This is a genomic window from Vibrio sp. DNB22_10_4, from assembly GCF_052879755.1.
In genome coordinates, this window is the sequence record NZ_JBNNXW010000001.1 from 1738932 (window position 1) to 1756190 (window position 17259).

Here is a 17259-nt window from a genome sequence, read left to right on the forward strand (position 1 = left end):
TCACGTTGGCAAGCAATTCATAAGCGCATTTTCAATCAATCACATTTGGATGAGAGAGATGTTGATAGTTAGCAATCTCTCTCTTCAATCCTTTAAACGTTTCTATCGCCCCTTCTATCGTTAGCTGATTGGCTAACCAATCCGGCAGAGCGCCGCCAACGTCAGCGAAAGCCGTATAGACAACAAAGACCTGATCATCCTCCAGCTTCGTCAGCTCCCAGCGTGAACGTACTTTGTCGATGCGAATATAGTCTGGCTGGGGGGCGAGATAGTCTGAAGCATCGCTGATTTCAAGTACAAAGCGCTTCCCAGTTTGGTAGTAACGTGAGTAGGTCACCATGTCTCTGTTTTTGGCAGGCCAAGGAGCAGCAAAGGTGGTATAGACGACATTTTCACTAGGTGAGAGCTGCGCTAGGACTTTGGTTTGATCGACATTATGTAACCAGTTGGGCACGTTGCTAATGTCTTCAAATAGTCGAAGGAAAGCTGAAAACGTAGTGGCTACGTCCGCGTGCACTCGGATCTCTATCAAACCACTTTGATGTTCGCGTTGATACAGAGTCACCGCATCTTGGTTGTAGCTCACCAACCAAGGCTTACCACTCGGAGCGGCATGAGCAACCGGACTATTCATCAGTCCGATAACCACCAGCACCACCCAGTAAAAATTCCTAATTAAGCCAGCAACCCCTCGCATTGCGCCCTATCCTTTTCATCAGCCGTATACCTATTACGATAGTCGAGAGAAAAGCGATTGCTGTTGTTGCTTGTTGGATTTACTATCCTTCAGCGCTTGCGGCTTTTTTAGCGGTCTCACGTTCGCGAGTTGCCCAGGCGCACAACAACGAACCCAACGTAACCAAAGCAACTCCTTTCCAAAACGACTGCGTCAACGCAACAGACAAGTAGACCGAAGAAAACACCGTCGAAAATACCGGCGTAAAATAAGAAAACGTTGCGATGAGCACCATATTGCCGCCGATAATTGCTTGATTCCACAAGGCATACCCCGCACCCATAATGACACCTGCGAGCAGTAATTTAGAAACCGAAGAGAAAGTAAACACCATCTGACTTTCATCACTCAACGCATACTGTATCCACAGCGTGACCGATGTCATCGCAAAAAACAGCACAATGGCATTTTTTCCACCGCTCATTTTAGGGGTAATGTTGCAATACAGCGCCCAAATAAATGCCGCGGCGAATGCCATGGAATATGTCAGCGGGTTCGTTGCTACATTGTTTTTAACGCCCTCGATAGATAGAGAAGCATCTCCCGAAATGCACCAGACGACCCCAACAAATGCCAGCACCACACTAGGGTAAACAAGAAGGTTTACTCGGCGACCACTCATCGCCACTGCGAGCAATACAGTCAGCGCCGGCCACAGGTAGTTAATTACCGCCATTTCCATGGCTTGCTGACGATCATTTGCCATCCCTAATGCAAGGGCAAGACAGATCTCATAACTGACAAACAGTCCGCCACCAAGCAACACGTAGCTAAGTCGATACTCGCCAATCTTTGGTCTTCCCATGACCAACATCAGAGCTAGTGTACTCACGCTATACATTAACGCCGCGCCGCCAATCGGGCCAAATAACTCGGCAATATCCCTTGTTAGCGCAATCACACAGCTCCAAAGCAAAATGGCCATAATGCCAAACAAGGTATATTTATTGGTGCCTAAACCTGCCATCAGTACTCCTAATATCCGGCAACTAAAAACGAGCAAGATTCGTTATAAGTAATTGTTATGCAACCTAGTCGATTTCAATTAGGCTATACTTAATTGCTATGAAATTTATCAGTAAAAACGCCAGCGACCCAGTGCAAATTCTATGATGAGCCGTTACACTCTCGCTGCATTTCTAGAACTCAATCGAATACCAGCACTTTAACTATGCCCAACATTTTGTCTATCAAAAATTTTTTCGCTCTCTTGCTCATTGTCACTTTGAGCGGATGTGTCTCTTCCAGCATTGACCCTAGCCGGTACGAAAAACAATCTTCATACACCATCATCAATGATGAGCCAACCAAACTCGACTTGTATTTCGCAAGAGAAGTGGCCTCCCATTCTCTGATTGATGAAACCGGGTTTCACCCTCTGGATAAGGGTCACGATGCGCTACTCGCTCGGCTGGCGATCATCGAAACCGCTCAATCCAGCATTGACGTACAGTACTATATTTTCCGAGACGACGAAGCGGGAAACCTGATCGCGTGGCGACTATTCGAAGCCGCTGAGCGTGGCGTGCGCGTACGCCTTTTGCTCGACGACATGCAAAAATACGACGACAACGATCTGCTGCGCTTTAGTAGCCACCCCAATATCGAAGTGCGTATGTTCAACCCGCATCACCTTCGCTCTGCGCGCGGCATAGCAATGCTCAGTGACTTTGAGCGACTAAACCACAGAATGCACAATAAGTCGCTGACTGTAGATGGTGTCGTATCCATCATTGGCGGACGAAACGTTGGTAATGAATACTATTCCATTGAATCTACCGTAGAGTTTTCCGATTTAGATTTGATGATGGTGGGTAAAGCCGTGCGTCAAGTAAATCGCCAGTTCGACCTTTATTGGAACAGTGATTACAGTGTGCCAATCGAGTGGATTGCACCAAATCAAGATCTTCGCTATACCGATGCTGACGTCGAAGCTTGGGTCAACGAGCTCGGTCTTGAAGCGAAATTCTCTGGTGGTCAATATGATTTCGCTAAGCTCCCGCTCTACAACGATTTAGTCCATGGTACGGTCGAACTGTATTGGGGCATCGGTGATCTGCTCTATGATTTACCCAATAAACCGGACAGTAAGCAAAGTACCCTTATCGACAGCTTGAGCGTTGTGCTCGACGACTCGAAAACATCGCTCGTATTTATCTCACCCTACTTTGTGCCAACCGAGCAAGGCACCAAAGAGCTCATTAATGCCGTTGAACAAGGTCTTGAAGTCATCATAATTACCAACTCACTGGCGTCGAATGATGTCTTTGCCGTGCACGGTTGGTACGCTAAATATCGTGAAGATTTGGTCAAAGGCGGTGTAGAACTGTGGGAAGTGAAGTCCAGTGCTGAAATCAAAAAGAACTGGAGCTTAACAGGGAGCAGCCGCTCAAGTCTTCATACCAAAGCAATGGTCATTGATAAGCGTAAAGTGTTTGTTGGTTCAATGAACCTCGACCCTCGTTCAGCCCATCTTAATACCGAAATGGGCGTTGTTATCGAGCAACCTGAGTATGCAAATAAGGTCTATGACGCTATCGGCAAAGAAATCTCAAAGACCGCTTACGAGTTAAAAATGGTCGATGGGGACTTGATATGGTTTGACCACGCGACAGGGGAAACCTTAACGTCTGAGCCAGACGCCAGTATTTGGCGCCGCATGGGCGCTTGGTTCAGTGGTATCTTACCGATTGAGGAGCAGTTGTAACCTTACCCTCGCAAAGCGCTCTGAGGTAACAATACTTCAGAGCACTCAAGTCTAGCATCTTAAACATTGTCACCAAGTGCAGTAACCCGCTCGTCAAATACTCGAAAAACCTCATCTAGAGCGGCTGTCGCATCATCAAAATATTCAACTGCGGTAACGCTCGGGACAAGCACGAGCACTTTATTCTCTATAGTCCCGAGAAGCTTCTTAACGGTAGGAAAATCCGAATGACGTTGCGCGGTGACAAAACGGCGAATCGACTGGTGCAGATACTTCAATCGAATTCGCTCAACGCTACTGCACGTCGCTTTGGCCGCCACACCAGTACCGAGAGCTCTAGCCTGTCCGACACATTCAGCGACCCTCAATAAATCATTCCAAAGCAGTGCGATGGACTCGCCTTCTCTCTGTGGCAGCTCTGTCAAACGGTAATATTGGGCACACTCCTCCACTGATTCAAGCAACGAAGCCAGCAGTTGATTGTGAGTGGCAAGATTTTGCTCTGCCGACCACTGCTTAAACTGAACACGAACCCTTGGCCAGTTTTCTTCAACACTTCGCCAACTGCTAGTATTGCGGACACCCTCATCCAAGTGAGTCAGTGTCTGCAGATGATTATTAATGTCGCTTTGTAGCGTTGGAAGGCGAGATTGCAATTTGTCGTCTCCACACAGCACACCATTGGTGATTCCTCTGTGTTGTTGAATCGCCGCCAGAAGCTGTCTAAGTGTGGTTAAGTACTGCAATCCCGAGCGCTTTGCTTGCTGGCTCTTACTCAGCGCAAGTTTCCTTTTCCACACAAAAACAACCATGCTCAAACAGGCAAAAAGCATTACAACCGTTGCTTGAAGATTGGCCATTACAATATCCATCATCATTCACTCCCTATGCAGTCAGCTTTTCAAGATGCTCAGCCACCTGAGCGTTGTCAGCGGCAGTCTCGGCGTTGTGTTTTGCCGTTAGCGCGACCTGCTCCATATTGCTCGATATTTCCTGAATCGCGATTGCTTGTTGATCGGATGCGGCTGATACGCCAGCAACTTGATCGGTAATCGATGCCATGGATATGCCCATCTCCTCCAACGTGTTTTGAGCCACCAGCGTCTGCTCAGTGCAACGCGTGTTACCCTCGCGAACTTGCTCTATCATCGCTGTGACATCACTCATGCTCGCGGTCACTTGTTCAACATGAGAAGTAATGGCATTAGCGGACTCATGACTTCGCTTAGCGAGGCGGCCAACTTCTTCGGCAACCACACTGAACCCGCGACCATGTTCACCAGCTCTCGCCGCTTCAATCGCAGCGTTGAGTGCCAGCAGATTGGTTTGCTCGGCAATCTCTCGAATAAACTGGGACATCTCCGAGACCGTGTATAAATTGCTCTCCAGTGTAACGATACTCTTCGCCGTTGCGCCTACTTGAGATTCCACTTGCTCAACACTACTTTGAACGCTCACAAGCGCCTGATTGCCTTGTCCACAAAGAGCATTGCCTTGCTCAATTGCCTTCAAGGTTTGCTCAATGCGAGTGGATACATCTTCAATACTCTGTGAAATTTCCGTTGCCGCTGATGCAGAAGAGAGCGTCGACTCCGCCTGCCTATCACTGTCCTTGGACGCATCGGCTGCATTGCTTGCCAATTCTTGAGCACAAAACGCCATTTCTGAACGCACCGCTTCCGCTTTGCGCTGTTTTCGTTGCATCAACTGATGAACATCATCAATGGCGTGGAAGCTTGAATAAAGTAGGCCAAGTGATTGAGGTACAGAAGGTACCTCACCATGCCTTAGCTGCTCAAAGTGCTCATTGAGTACTCGCATTTCTCGATTCAATGTGAACAGCATCAGCCATGCCATCGTCGCAATGGATAGCAATACCAAAAAACCCGCTAGCATCGCATTCAGCGCAAACAGCACCACCGATGACAACAGCACTAGTAGAATGAGCAAATTAAGTAAGCTTAACGGTGTTGTGCGCAAGATAAGTATCATCTTTCCCCTCCTTGGCTAAAGACCCACTTTCTTTATGTCTATGATTGAACTGCAACTTTCGTTCCAGACAAAAGTTGAAAAACGAATTTGTATTGATACTAAGTAGCGCTAAGGCTTGCATGAAAACTAGCGGTTGCACGCTTAATGCGCACAGCTGGACTAATGAGGGGCATTGCACAGTGAAGGTGCAATGTATTGATAAAATTAAAAGCAAAAGAAAATGGCGACCCTAGGGTCGCCATTTACAAAGAAGAACTCAGCGTCAAAGGTTACGCTTTTTGTAGGTCTTTTGCTGGGTAAGTTAGAGACATGCCGTCTACTTCTACACGAACGTAGAAGCCGCCACTGCTCAAACCAGTCACGACCATTTTACCTAGATCGATACCTTTAGTTGCAACTACAACATCATCAATAGCAAACATTTTAAACCCTTAATTGGAAGTAAGATTAACAGCAATCTTTCGGGCGCTATTGAAGCAAAGTTGGTTGAGTATCACTAATCTAGTTTTTTGTCGTTTTCATCATTTTTTGTTATCAAGCAGGCATAAAAAAACCACCGCAAAAAGCGATGGTTTTTAAAATCAGTGCAGTAAGATTACAGCGATACAGAACCAAATGCTTGGTGCCATACTGTGTGACGATTTTCGCCGCCGTTTTCTCTCTTACGCTCTTCTGCTAGCCAGCAAAGTAGCTCCCAACCGAAACCAGCAGCAATGATGCCGTCTTTATCTGTTGGGTCAGTATCTGGCGTGTACTCAGCGACGTCAGCACCGACAAGACGAACTTTACCCGATGCCTTCACTTTACGAATGATGTCGTAAACCTGAAGGTGCGTCAGACCGAATGGATCTGGGCTTGAGTTTGAACGACAGAACGCAGTATCTAGTGCGTCAAGGTCGAATGTGAAGTAAACCGGACCGCCATCGCCACAAAGTTCGATGATCTTGTCTGCTACTGCATCAACGCCTTGCTCGTAAACTTCGTTAGTTGTGAAGCCAGTAGTACCAAATGCGATGTGGTTACCTTTAACAAGCGCAGTTTGACGACCACGCATACCAATTTGTACTGTGCGCTCTGGATCCGCTAGGCCCTCAGAGTACAGTTTTGGTAGCCAGTGACCTGACGTGTATGGGTAGTCAAAGTCAGCACGAGTTGATAGATCATAGTGCGCATCGAAGTGGATAACGCGAAGAGGACCGTACTTCTCACCTAGAGCACGCATTGTTGGGTATGGGATTGTGTGGTCACCACCAAATACTAGCGGTGTACAATCTTTTTCAACAACCATGTGGTGAAGAAGCTCAGTTAGCTGCTCAACTTCTGCTTTCAGCTCGAATTGGCCTAGGCTATCCCAGTTACCGTAGTCAGAGATACGACACCATTCGAATGGGATTTCACCGTTGTCACCAACCGTACCCATACCCATTTTACTTAGGTGACGTAGACGCTGTGGTGCGAACTTGTGTGAAGAACCAGTAGGAGAACATTTTTCAATGCCCATACCGTAGATAACAACGTCGGTGTTATCTAGATCTTGTGAGAATGGCGCTTGATAGAAACCTAGGTAATCTTTGTTGATGAAGCTCATTTGTTCGATACCCTTGCCGCCGCCTTGCTCTTTAACGCGAGCTAGGTATGCCGCAACTTCTGGGTCTAGGTTGTCTGCTGCAGAAACGTTTTCCCAGATGTGCTTATATTTCGCTACTTTTTCTGGATCGATTGCAGGCCACTTTTTGATGTTAGACATGATATTGCCTCTCTACTTGGTTGATGGCTAAATACTAGCGTAACAATTTGGGCACCAACAGTAACAGTAGGTACGCTTTACGTTTTTACAAACGTAAATTACTCAGATTACCTTTGAGTAATTAGGGACATTAACTGTCGTACCAAGTACAAAAAATGGTGAACGACTTAAAAGCGCTAGTCTGTGATATTGGCCAAGCTTAATCTGGCATGCTCTAACGTCGCGCGAAGGGAATTATCAAGTATCATGACATCAAGTTGCTGCGCTGCGATGGCGTCGATGTCTATCACGCTTTGTTTAGCCTCGCTCCAATATTGCCTAGCCGTCTCTTCTTGGCCTGCGACCTGATAAATCAAAGCAAGTAGCGTGGTCTGAAGCACATTTCCTTCTACATAGAACAAATCGAGGCTTTGCAACGCGGCTTCATTGTCTTGTTGACGAATGGCGTTCAACGCTTGACTTAGCTTAAGCCAGATTGGGAAATAATCATCCTTGCCCAGCAGATTGGTCAAAATCTTGATGCCGTAATCAAAATTGCCCGACAAGCACACTAGCCAACCCACCGCGCCGATAGTGTAATGAGAGTTAGGATTAAGCTGAATAATACGCTCAGCACAGCCGCTGACTTTCTGCGGATTGTTTGTCAGCAATGCCCACCAAGCTTGAGCCAACATCACTTCGCCATCACGCGGGGCATAATCCAACGCTTTCGAGACCAACTTTTCGCAGCGCTCAATCACCTCGTCATAGCTCATCATGCCAAAGAGTAAGGCGTCACAATAAAGCTGAGCTAACGTAGCCAAGGTTCTCGCATCATTGGCGTATCGACCAGCGACCAACTGTTGATAGAGTGTAATCATATCTTGTAGGCGCTCCTGACTCATTTTGGTCAGGTACTCCAAATAATAGAGACGCGCTTGATAGTCGTTGAGTGAGACCGAGTCTTGCTGTTTAACACGCTGAAATTCATGCATCGATATCACGCCATAGGAAGACGCCATTTTGGTAGCAATACGTTGCACCACCGTGAGTTGGTCGCCGAGCACATCCTCACTAGTAACCACCAAAACAAATCGCTCACTCCAGATTTGCAGGCCGTGCTCTGTCTCATTGAGTGCGACTGTTACACGCAATGACTCACCCGCACGGCGCACTGATCCAGACACAACGTAGCGTGCGCCTAGCTTGTCGCGAAACTCACTTAACGACAGTGAACCTCCCGCCATTTCTTGCACCCGCAGCGGCGATATCACTGCTAGCTGCTCAAACAAGCCCAGTGCATAACTAAGTTCTTCTTGTAGCGACAATGCTACTTCATTGCAGATCGGGTCTTGCAAGGTCATCGCAAAAGGCTGAACCACGAGAGTCGGATAGTTGATATTTGGGATAAGTGGCGAAGGCTCGGTGCTCTCTTTTACTGCAAACTCTGGCATGTAATTGCGCTTAGGCAAGGAGATGACAATAAGCTCACTGTCGTTGTTGCTTTCATAAAAAGCGGTCAGCAGCTTGCGTAATTTCGTTGCCAGCATACGAACCATAGGATCCGAAGAAGGGTTAAAGCTCGCCGGCTTTTCAAACAGATCTGTCGCGATTGAATATTGAGTAAGTTGACTACCTTGGCCTGCCAGCGTTTGCTCCACAACGTAACGTAAAAACGCCACCAGTTTGGGCGACGAATAGAACGGAGGGAAGACAACGATCTTCTCTAAGGTGGTCTGAACTTGCTGCTCCGTGATGGGCTTGGGTATAGGCTCGGTGCTTGGCATACTTACTCGAACTAAAGTGCTTTGTGTTTACTAGTTTATCACCTAGCGAGGTGTTTCCAAATCTAGCGGCCTTCAATGATGTATTTGCCCGGAGTCTCTCCAGTCTGCTGACGAAAAAAAGCCACAAATGCACTATCACTGGAGAAATCGAGTGAAGCTGCCGTATCCGCAACACTGTTTCCCTCCGAAAGTGACTGGATCGCCATGAGTAAACGCCATTGCTGGCGCCATGATTGATACGGCATGCCCGTCTCCTTACTAAAAATACGCGTGACGGTTTTAGCGCTGGCTCCAACCGTATTAGCAACTTGATTGAGAGGCTGAGGCAAGTAGCCTTGACTCAGCACACCATCTAACCAATTAGACAGCCTTCTATCATTGGGAAGGGGCAATGCCAACTCTTCTTTTGGTGCGGCTTGAAGCTCTTCAAAAAACAGCGCTGTCATGTGAGTTTGCTCTGCAGTCGGTTTATCCCATGCCCAGAATGCCATGCGTTCGATGAGTTCTCGAAGTAAGGGGTTAATTGAGAATACGGAGACTGCTTCTGGCGCCGATGTGCAAATATCGACATCAAAATAGAGCGAACGATAAGCGACCACATTGCTCATTCTTGCATAGTGCTCTACGCCTGCAGGGATCCACGCAGCACGTGTCGGCGGTAGGATGCACTTGGCTCCATCAAGAGAAATCGACATACAGCCTGAAGCGGCAAAGAGTAATTGATGTTTATGATGACGATGCATACCAGAATCATGCGTTCCAACCATGGCAGCAATACCGACAACTTGGTTATCAATGCTATCTGCATCAAACTGACTGTTCGCATCAATGATCGCCATGCATCCTCACTCGTTTTATCCAAAGTTCAATTAATATTAACGACTTAAACAGCAATTGCCAAAATTACGCATCAACAAAAAACGGCCTCTTCACTAAGTAAAGAGACCGTCAAATCACAACCTTTTAGCGCTCAATGTCACTAACAAGGCCACCGCACTACAAGCGAGTAACACCACGCCTAGATTCTGAATAGCGCCAGCAAGACCGAGCCCTGCGCCTATCATTAGGTAGTACATCAGCCCAAGCAACGCACCAGCACTGCCCGCTTGCTGTTTGTACTCCGTCAGTGCAGTACTCAGTACATTTGGAATCGCAATACCAAATGACATAACAACCAGCATCATTGGCGCAACAAACCAAATCGAGCCAAGCAAAGCATAAACGCCCACGGAACCGAGCGTTAGCAGTACCGCTGATACACACAGCAGTAACCACTGAGACAAGCCTTTTGATAACAATGCTTTGTTCAAATAGCTTCCCATTAAGGTGCCCACGCCCAATATAACGCCGCTATAACCAAATTGCTCTGCATTAAAGCCGAGTTCGGCAAAACGAAATGCCCCTAATTGGTAATAGGAGAATAACGCGATGTTATAAAGCGCGACCAACAGCGCAGATTGCCAGATCGTTGCATCTTTGATCATGCGCACACTTAAACCCGCAAGTTGCAGTGGCTGTTTTTGCTGCTGTGTTTCCGGTAGCTTGAATAGGTTATAAACGAACAGTCCAAGAGCCATAACAAACAACGTTAGAAACACATATTGGTAGCCACCAGCTTGCGATAGCTGGCCACCGAGCAACATGCCTACAACCGGGCTAATAGAAATGCCCATCCCCATTAAGCTAAACACTTTGCCTAGCTCTTCTCCGCGAAACACATCGCGCAGCATGGTTTGTGTAACAACGGAGCCGACAGCAATACCAAATGCACTCACAGCACGCGCCATCATTACAGTGGTAAAATTGTCTGTCTGCATCGCCAATAAGGCTGCTGCGCCATAGATAAGAAGGCCTAACAGCATCGTCGGACGTCTGCCCCACTTATCGGCCAACACACCCCAAACCACCACACCAACGGCAAATGCTGAAAAGTAAATCGATAGCGTTTGAGCAGCCTGCGCATAACTCACCGCGAACGACTGTGCAATTGAACCTAGCGCTGGGCTGTAAATGGTTTCCACAATTTGGGGAAACATCAGCATCACAACCATCAGCCACAAAGAAGGTTTCGTATTCATTTTTGTGTCCTCGTTAATCTTTAACATGGGACACATTATGAAGTGGCAATCGATCTTCCCGTTATCAACATAAATACAATAAATATCAAAATAGAGACAAATGTAGCGACCATAAAAAAGGAGCCCTTTAGGCTCCTTCATTGGTTCACAGTCAAAACTAACTATTGAAGTAGAGACAGACCTTACGCCCATCGACCTCACGTATATCAAACGGGATCTCGTAGATGGCTTCCATGGTTTCCTGCTGAACCACTTCATCGACTTTGCCCGATTTGATGACCTTGCCTTTCTTCATCGCTACGATGTTATCCGAGTAGCAAGACGCAAAATTAATGTCGTGAATAACAATCACCACAGCCTTATTGAAATCGTGCGCGAGACGGCGAAGCGTGTGCATGATTTCGACTGAGTGTTTGATATCAAGGTTGTTTAAAGGCTCATCCAAGAACACATAGTCAGTATCTTGCGCCACTACCATGGCGATAAACGCCATTTGACGCTGACCGCCACTAAGCTGGTCGAGGTACTTATGTTGGATCTCTTCAATCCCTAAATGGCCGAGAGCCTGGTCAATGATCTCATTGTCTTCTGCCGTTAGACGTCCACCAGAATGTGGAAAGCGACCAAAAGACACCAACTCACGAATGGTAAAACGCATATTGATGTTGTTAGATTGACGAAGCACGGCGAGGTGTTTTGCCAACTCTTTGGTATCCCATTGCGCTAGCAGCTTATCACCAATCACGACTTCACCCGCATCGCTCTCTGTTAGGCGACTCGCCATCGACAACAGCGTACTTTTACCTGCACCGTTAGGACCAATAATCGAGGTCACTTCTCCTTTCGGGAAAAGTGCATCTGCATCTTGTACAACGAAGGTTTTGCCGTACTTTTTACTTAGACCTGTTAACTTAATCACTGTTAAACCTCTTAATTAATTCTGTTTCTTAACAATAAGAACAGGAAGTAGGAACCACCGACGAGATTGATGATCACGCTGATCGTGGTTTCGAACGCCAATACCTTTTCAACAAACCACTGACCCGTCACCAGCAGAAATACCGCCAGTAGGCTGCTCGCAATCATGAGAAAACGGTGCTGATAATTTCTGAAGATCTCACGAGTTAAACTTACCGTAATCAAACCAAAGAACAGCACAGGCCCCACCAACGCCGTAGAAATGGCAATCATGATGGTAATTAGGATCATCACTCGCTGAGTGAGCTGCTGAGTATTCACACCAAGGCTTGTTGCGTTATCTGTCCCTAGCCAAAGTACATCTAGCTTTGGAGCGTAGTAAAACAGAATTGCTAAGCAAAGTGAGAGTGGGACTAGGCTCCAGTAGACCAATTTGGCATTCACGTTGTTAAAGCTCGCGAACATGGAGTTTTGAATGCTCGCGAATTCATTGGGGTCAACCAGCATGGTCAAAAAGCCGGTCACACTGCTAAACAAGCTGCCACAGACAATACCAATCAACAATAGCGTGAACACATTGCTGTCTTTGCGCTTAAAGTAGAAATGAAACAGCAATAATGAGAAGCCAATCATCACACAGGTTGAAAGCAAAAAGTTGCTCATTGCGTGAATTACCCAAAAACTGGTACTGCCAAGAATGACCACCATCAGTACTTGCACCATCAGATACAAACTATCAAAACCCAATATAGATGGCGTTAGAATGCGGTTGTTGGTGATGGTTTGGAACACCAAAGAAGAAGCAGAAATCGCTACGGCTGCTAGGACAATCGCCAACACTTTTGGTATACGGCGTGATAGGAAAAACTGATAGTTATCCGCTGTCAGCCCTTGACCTATAAACCAAGCAATAATGGCAACGCACCCAGCGATGAGTAAGGAGACTTTTAACGAATCACGCATTGCGTTTCTCCCTTAACACCAGATAAATGAACACCGCACCACCGAAAATACTGATGATCATCGAGATAGGCATTTCATAAGGGAAAATAATCAAGCGACCTAAAATGTCACATGCGAGCACCAAGATAACGCCCCAGTAAGCAGTCCAAGGCAAGATCCGCTTCATGTTGTCGCCCATAAATAGCGACACGATGTTAGGCACGATAAGACCAAGGAATGGGATAACGCCGACAATCATGACTACAGTGGACGAGCTTACCGCTACTAAAATGACGCCAATAAAGACTATCTTCTGATAATCGAGGCCGATGTTCTTTGCAAAGCTCTCACCGACACTCGCCGCGCTAAACTGTCGGGCATAAAAGTAAGCCAGTAAGCAGGCTGGTACTCCTAGATACAGGATCTCATAGTTGCCTTGCAGCACACTGGCGAAGTTCGCCACCGTCCACGACGACATGGTTTGCACCAAGTCATACTTATAGGCAATGAAAGTGGTAAGTGCAGAGATCACGTTGCCATACATGATACCGATAAGCGGCACTAGAACTGCGTTCTTAAACTGCAGCCTTTGCAAGAAGCGTACAAAAATCAACGTACCTGCGACGGCGAAAAAGAAGATGGCACCTAAGTGTACCCATTGGCTAGCACCGCCAAGGAAAATTAGCCCAACAACGTAGCCAAGCAGCGCACAATCAATAGTACCCGTTGTCGAAGGTGACGCGAAACGGTTCTGCACGATTTGCTGCATGATGAGACCCGCGACACTTAAACCGGCACCGGCAAGAATGATGGCAAGCAATCTAGGAACGCGGCTGACGACATAGATGGAATAGGCATGCTCATCACCACGAAACAAGTCGGCCAGTGAAACGGAAGCAGCGCCAAGAACTAGGGAGCAGACGGCCAATACAATAAGCAGAGCAGTCGCCAAAATGGTTTTATGAATGGTCATTACAACGATGGGCTAATAAGATACTTAACGAGAAAAGTCTCTGCTAGTTAGCAGAGACTTTTAATGAATAACAAATTAGTTCAATGCTTTGTCGATATCACTGATCATGGTTTGCGTTGCGGTTACACCGCCACCCGAGATATACCAGGCGTTTGGATCGATATAGACAATCTTGTTGTTTTTCGACGCTGGTGTTGAATCCACTAACGGGTTGTTGAACAGCTCTTTCGCCTTACCAGTACTGCGGCCAATCGCTTGTTCGCGGTCAAGAATGAAGATAACTTCTGGCTGAGCATCTGCAACATATTCGAATGAAATAAGATTACCGTGCGAGCCTTCAATTGGTGCGACGTTTTTGCTGCTAGACTCTGCAAAACCAAAATCATCAAACACAATTGAGAAGCGGCTACCTTTATTGAACATGGCGACGTTGCTGCCATTATTCATTAGCATTAGCGCATTTAGGTTTTGCTTCGCCACTTTAGATGATGCGTTGTCTAGTTGCTGCTGAGTTTCAGCGATAAGCGCTTCCACTTCGTCTTGTTTGTCAAACAGCTTACCTAGCATACGCCAGTTTGCTTGCGCGTCTTGCCAGTACTGACCGTTATCAACGTAGAACATGACGGTAGGTGCAATCTGGTTAAGATCATCGTATACGCGAAGCATGCGATTTTCTGCGATGATTACGTCAGGCTTTAAGGTAAAGATGGCTTCAAAATCCGGCTCACCGACAGAGCCTGTGTTGCCTGTCGTTTGTTTGTAGTCAGCTAGGTATTCTGGAAGCAGTGAGTGAGGCGCGCCTACAGGTTTCACACCAATACGGTCTAACACGTCTAGACTACCATTGCCCAGTACAACGACACGCTTTGGTGTGCCATCAAACTCACTGGTGCCTTTAAAATGCTGAATAGTAACTGCACTGGCCTGAGCGGCCAAAGCTAGACTTGCGGTAAGGGTTAGCGCCAAACGCTTGACGAAACCAAAGGACTGACTCATTCCGATTTCCTTATATACTTTATGGTTATAGTTAACCCGCTCATTATCACTTACTGTAAAATAGGAATCAATATCATTTTCATAATCAATAGTGATTTTATTGTCCTAGCTCAATAATCCTCTGATCTAGAAGCACCTGTAGCTCGCCTCTTCCTAGAAGTCTTGCGCCGATCTCTCCAAAACGCCGTTAAATCATCGCTATTGTTTTTACTCCTGCGCGTTTTGTCATACTATGTCGAAAATCATCGACTTATAGACAGCGCGACACTATGACCACCAAAGCGAAATACTCCGATATCTACCAATCGATCAAGCAGCGCATTTTGAGTGGGCAATACTCCACAACACAAAAACTGCCTGGTGGTAGTGAGTTGGCCGAAGAGTTCGGCTGTAGTGAACTGACGATAAAAAAAGCGCTAGATATACTGGTCACAGAAGGTTTGGTCGTTAGAAAGCGAGGTTCGGGGTCGTTTGTTAAAAGACCGCTGGGTAATGCAAGCTACGCTCACTTACATGGCACCAAAGCCAATGTCCTCGCTAATGGTCAGTCCGTTGAGACTAAAGTACTCGAATTTCAGGTAGTGCCGGCCGATGAGCATGTTGCCAAGCGTCTTAACTGTGATGTAGAAGACATGCTCTATAACACCACCCGACTGCGCATCATTGACGGCATCGCCTCTTCGCTAGAAGAAACCTATATGCCGATCAGTATCATTTTGGGTCTAAAACGTGAGCACGCAGAGGACTCCATCTACAGCTTCATCACCAATAAACTTGGCCTAAAGATACACAGTTCGACGATGGAAATTACCGTGGTCAAAGCGAGTCAGTTTTACGCCAAGGAATTTGGAATCTCTGAGGGTGAGCCACTCGTCAACGTTGAGCAGGTGGTATATCTCGATGACGGCGAGATTTTTGAGTATTCGAATGTAAAACATCGCTGGGAGAGCTATAAGTTCGCCACTAACTTCTTTAAAGTTTAACGTCCGTGCTCCTCCACATACACGCTGAAATAAGGCCTTATTTCAGCGTCGATAACCCTCATTTTAACTAGCAAATTTGCTCACATTGACGATAAGCATTCTTTGTCGTCAAGGTCATTTTTTTTCGTTTTACTCACCTCCCCTAAAGCCTCATAGTCGCGGCGAAAACTTCATCAAATCTTACATTTTTTGATTCCCCACGACTAAATTTGGAGGCTCCGCGAGTGGAAAACACAACTGATTTCGCAGTAAAAACTGGCTTTAAAGTTCCTGTTATTGCGCTATCACTCTATGCTGTGGCATCAGGCTATCTAATGAGCTTGATCCCGTTGATGCTCAATCAATATGGCATAGATGCAAGCAACGCAAGTTGGCTCGCAAGTGTGTTTTATGCGGGTCTATTAGTTGGCGCTGTGATTATTGAGCCTGCGGTTAAACACGTGGGTCACCGTATCGCATTTATTGCTTGCTTGGTGCTATTTATCGCAACCATCGTTGTATTGCCGCTTGTCTCTATCGCTTGGGCATGGCTGGTAGCACGTTTTGTTGCGGGTATCGCGGTTGCAGGCGTATTTGTCATTGTTGAGTCATGGTTACTCGTGGGTGATGAGTCAAGCCGAGCAAAACGCCTAGGCCTATACATGGGCTCACTATACGGTGGCTCTGCTCTGGGTCAGCTTGGCATCGGTTTCATTGGAATCGAAGGTAGCGTGCCGTTTGTGGTGATTCTATCTATGCTTAGTGCTGCGATTCTAGTGCTGATGTTTGTACCGACTCAGCAGCCACAAAGCGCTCATTCAGCAACTCTCTCACTCAAGCAAGTGGCAAAGCTGAACCACGCAGCCATTATTGGTTGTATCGTATCGGGTCTGACACTCGGCTCTATCTACGGTTTGATGCCAGTAGAGCTTTCGCACCGCGACGTGTCACAAACCAACCTAAGTGCATTAATGGCATTGGTCATTCTTGGTGGTATGGCAGTACAAACGATTGTTCCAGCACTGATTAAAGTCGCTGGGCGCACACCGCTAATGGGTCTATTCTGCCTACTCGGTGTGTTTGGCGTGGGTTTAGTGATTTTGAGCGATGACTTGAGCGTACTTGCCATCAGCCTATTCTTGATTGGTATGGCCACCTTCGCGCTCTACCCAATCGCGATTAACCTTGGCTGTGACAAGCTTGATGAAAGCTTTATTGTGTCTGCGACTCAAGTGATGCTTTTCTGCTATAGCATTGGCTCAGTAGCCGGCCCTGTGATTGCAGACTGGTTTATGAATGGCACACAAGGGTTAATGGCATACTTGCTAGCAACCATGATGGCGACTGCGATCTACATGTTTATCGCAAGCATTCGCACCAAAAACCACTTGGTGGCGGGAGAATAGAAGTAAAAGGGTCACAATCGTGACCCTTTTTCAATT

Annotated in this window: 16 protein-coding genes; 3 read left to right on the forward strand and 13 right to left on the reverse strand. The window is 46.7% G+C overall.

The features are described from left to right. Positions 1–31 precede the first annotated feature (31 nt). Both ACVA6Q_RS07470 and yddG read right to left on the reverse strand, forming a co-directional pair. Positions 32–697, reverse strand: a complete 666-nt coding sequence (locus ACVA6Q_RS07470) for an START domain-containing protein (RefSeq protein ID WP_446647080.1) — start codon at positions 695–697, stop codon at positions 32–34. 82 nt (positions 698–779) lie between these two features. Continuing rightward, positions 780–1703: an aromatic amino acid DMT transporter YddG gene (gene yddG / locus ACVA6Q_RS07475; protein WP_446647081.1), complete on the reverse strand. Its 924-nt coding sequence runs from the start codon at positions 1701–1703 to the stop codon at positions 780–782. Positions 1704–1907: 204 nt separating this feature from the next. On the opposite strand from yddG, the gene ACVA6Q_RS07480 reads away from it, so the two are divergent. Continuing rightward, on the forward strand, positions 1908–3443 hold the full coding sequence (locus tag ACVA6Q_RS07480) for a phospholipase D-like domain-containing protein (protein ID WP_446647082.1): 1536 nt from the start codon (positions 1908–1910) through the stop codon (positions 3441–3443). Between the two features lie 59 nt (positions 3444–3502). Here the strand turns inward: ACVA6Q_RS07480 and ACVA6Q_RS07485 are convergent, their stop codons facing one another. From ACVA6Q_RS07485 to ACVA6Q_RS07535, 11 genes are all read right to left on the reverse strand, one after another. Next, positions 3503–4318: a nitrate- and nitrite sensing domain-containing protein gene (locus tag ACVA6Q_RS07485; protein ID WP_418642566.1), complete on the reverse strand. Its 816-nt coding sequence runs from the start codon at positions 4316–4318 to the stop codon at positions 3503–3505. Between the two features lie 10 nt (positions 4319–4328). After that, on the reverse strand, positions 4329–5435 hold the full coding sequence (locus ACVA6Q_RS07490; protein ID WP_446647083.1) for a methyl-accepting chemotaxis protein: 1107 nt from the start codon (positions 5433–5435) through the stop codon (positions 4329–4331). A 269-nt stretch (positions 5436–5704) separates the two neighbouring features. Continuing rightward, entirely contained in the window at positions 5705–5857 is a 153-nt protein-coding gene (locus ACVA6Q_RS07495; RefSeq protein WP_128650681.1) for a hypothetical protein, read from the reverse strand. A 173-nt stretch (positions 5858–6030) separates the two neighbouring features. After that, positions 6031–7182 (reverse strand): arginase family protein, encoded by a 1152-nt coding sequence (locus ACVA6Q_RS07500; RefSeq protein WP_353498854.1) that lies wholly within the window; start codon positions 7180–7182, stop codon positions 6031–6033. Positions 7183–7358: 176 nt separating this feature from the next. Next, a complete protein-coding gene (locus ACVA6Q_RS07505) occupies positions 7359–8948 on the reverse strand; it encodes a tetratricopeptide repeat protein (protein WP_446647084.1) in 1590 nt (529 codons plus the stop codon). Between the two features lie 62 nt (positions 8949–9010). Continuing rightward, complete coding sequence (locus ACVA6Q_RS07510) at positions 9011–9787, reverse strand: AraC family transcriptional regulator (protein ID WP_446647085.1); 777 nt, start codon at positions 9785–9787, stop codon at positions 9011–9013. Between the two features lie 114 nt (positions 9788–9901). Then, positions 9902–11026: a multidrug effflux MFS transporter gene (locus ACVA6Q_RS07515; protein ID WP_446647086.1), complete on the reverse strand. Its 1125-nt coding sequence runs from the start codon at positions 11024–11026 to the stop codon at positions 9902–9904. A gap of 157 nt (positions 11027–11183) precedes the next feature. Continuing rightward, positions 11184–11945, reverse strand: a complete 762-nt coding sequence (locus tag ACVA6Q_RS07520; protein ID WP_446647087.1) for an iron ABC transporter ATP-binding protein — start codon at positions 11943–11945, stop codon at positions 11184–11186. Positions 11946–11956: 11 nt separating this feature from the next. Further along, positions 11957–12907: an iron chelate uptake ABC transporter family permease subunit gene (locus ACVA6Q_RS07525; protein WP_418642568.1), complete on the reverse strand. Its 951-nt coding sequence runs from the start codon at positions 12905–12907 to the stop codon at positions 11957–11959. Then, complete coding sequence (locus ACVA6Q_RS07530; protein ID WP_446647088.1) at positions 12900–13859, reverse strand: ABC transporter permease; 960 nt, start codon at positions 13857–13859, stop codon at positions 12900–12902. Before ACVA6Q_RS07530 ends, ACVA6Q_RS07525 begins: the two co-directional genes overlap by 8 nt. 75 nt (positions 13860–13934) lie before the next feature. Further along, complete coding sequence (locus ACVA6Q_RS07535; RefSeq protein ID WP_446647089.1) at positions 13935–14855, reverse strand: siderophore ABC transporter substrate-binding protein; 921 nt, start codon at positions 14853–14855, stop codon at positions 13935–13937. Positions 14856–15124: 269 nt separating this feature from the next. Here ACVA6Q_RS07535 and ACVA6Q_RS07540 point away from each other — a divergent pair, with 269 nt between their 5' ends. Beyond that, positions 15125–15838 (forward strand): GntR family transcriptional regulator, encoded by a 714-nt coding sequence (locus tag ACVA6Q_RS07540; RefSeq protein WP_042502617.1) that lies wholly within the window; start codon positions 15125–15127, stop codon positions 15836–15838. A gap of 224 nt (positions 15839–16062) precedes the next feature. Then, entirely contained in the window at positions 16063–17223 is a 1161-nt protein-coding gene (locus ACVA6Q_RS07545) for an MFS transporter (RefSeq protein ID WP_418642570.1), read from the forward strand. Positions 17224–17259 lie beyond the last annotated feature (36 nt).

Coding starts and splice junctions, on each gene's coding strand:
- ACVA6Q_RS07500 (WP_353498854.1), bottom strand. CDS start 7,182: ATGTCTAACATCAAAAAGTGGCCTGCAATCGATCCAGAAAAAGTAGCG.
- ACVA6Q_RS07490 (WP_446647083.1), bottom strand. CDS start 5,435: ATGATACTTATCTTGCGCACAACACCGTTAAGCTTACTTAATTTGCTC.
- ACVA6Q_RS07505 (WP_446647084.1), bottom strand. CDS start 8,948: ATGCCAAGCACCGAGCCTATACCCAAGCCCATCACGGAGCAGCAAGTT.
- ACVA6Q_RS07530 (WP_446647088.1), bottom strand. CDS start 13,859: ATGACCATTCATAAAACCATTTTGGCGACTGCTCTGCTTATTGTATTG.
- ACVA6Q_RS07535 (WP_446647089.1), bottom strand. CDS start 14,855: ATGAGTCAGTCCTTTGGTTTCGTCAAGCGTTTGGCGCTAACCCTTACC.
- ACVA6Q_RS07485 (WP_418642566.1), bottom strand. CDS start 4,318: ATGATGGATATTGTAATGGCCAATCTTCAAGCAACGGTTGTAATGCTT.
- ACVA6Q_RS07495 (WP_128650681.1), bottom strand. CDS start 5,857: ATGTTTGCTATTGATGATGTTGTAGTTGCAACTAAAGGTATCGATCTA.
- yddG (WP_446647081.1), bottom strand. CDS start 1,703: ATGGCAGGTTTAGGCACCAATAAATATACCTTGTTTGGCATTATGGCC.
- ACVA6Q_RS07470 (WP_446647080.1), bottom strand. CDS start 697: ATGCGAGGGGTTGCTGGCTTAATTAGGAATTTTTACTGGGTGGTGCTG.
- ACVA6Q_RS07515 (WP_446647086.1), bottom strand. CDS start 11,026: ATGAATACGAAACCTTCTTTGTGGCTGATGGTTGTGATGCTGATGTTT.
- ACVA6Q_RS07540 (WP_042502617.1), top strand. CDS start 15,125: ATGACCACCAAAGCGAAATACTCCGATATCTACCAATCGATCAAGCAG.
- ACVA6Q_RS07480 (WP_446647082.1), top strand. CDS start 1,908: ATGCCCAACATTTTGTCTATCAAAAATTTTTTCGCTCTCTTGCTCATT.
- ACVA6Q_RS07510 (WP_446647085.1), bottom strand. CDS start 9,787: ATGGCGATCATTGATGCGAACAGTCAGTTTGATGCAGATAGCATTGAT.
- ACVA6Q_RS07525 (WP_418642568.1), bottom strand. CDS start 12,907: ATGCGTGATTCGTTAAAAGTCTCCTTACTCATCGCTGGGTGCGTTGCC.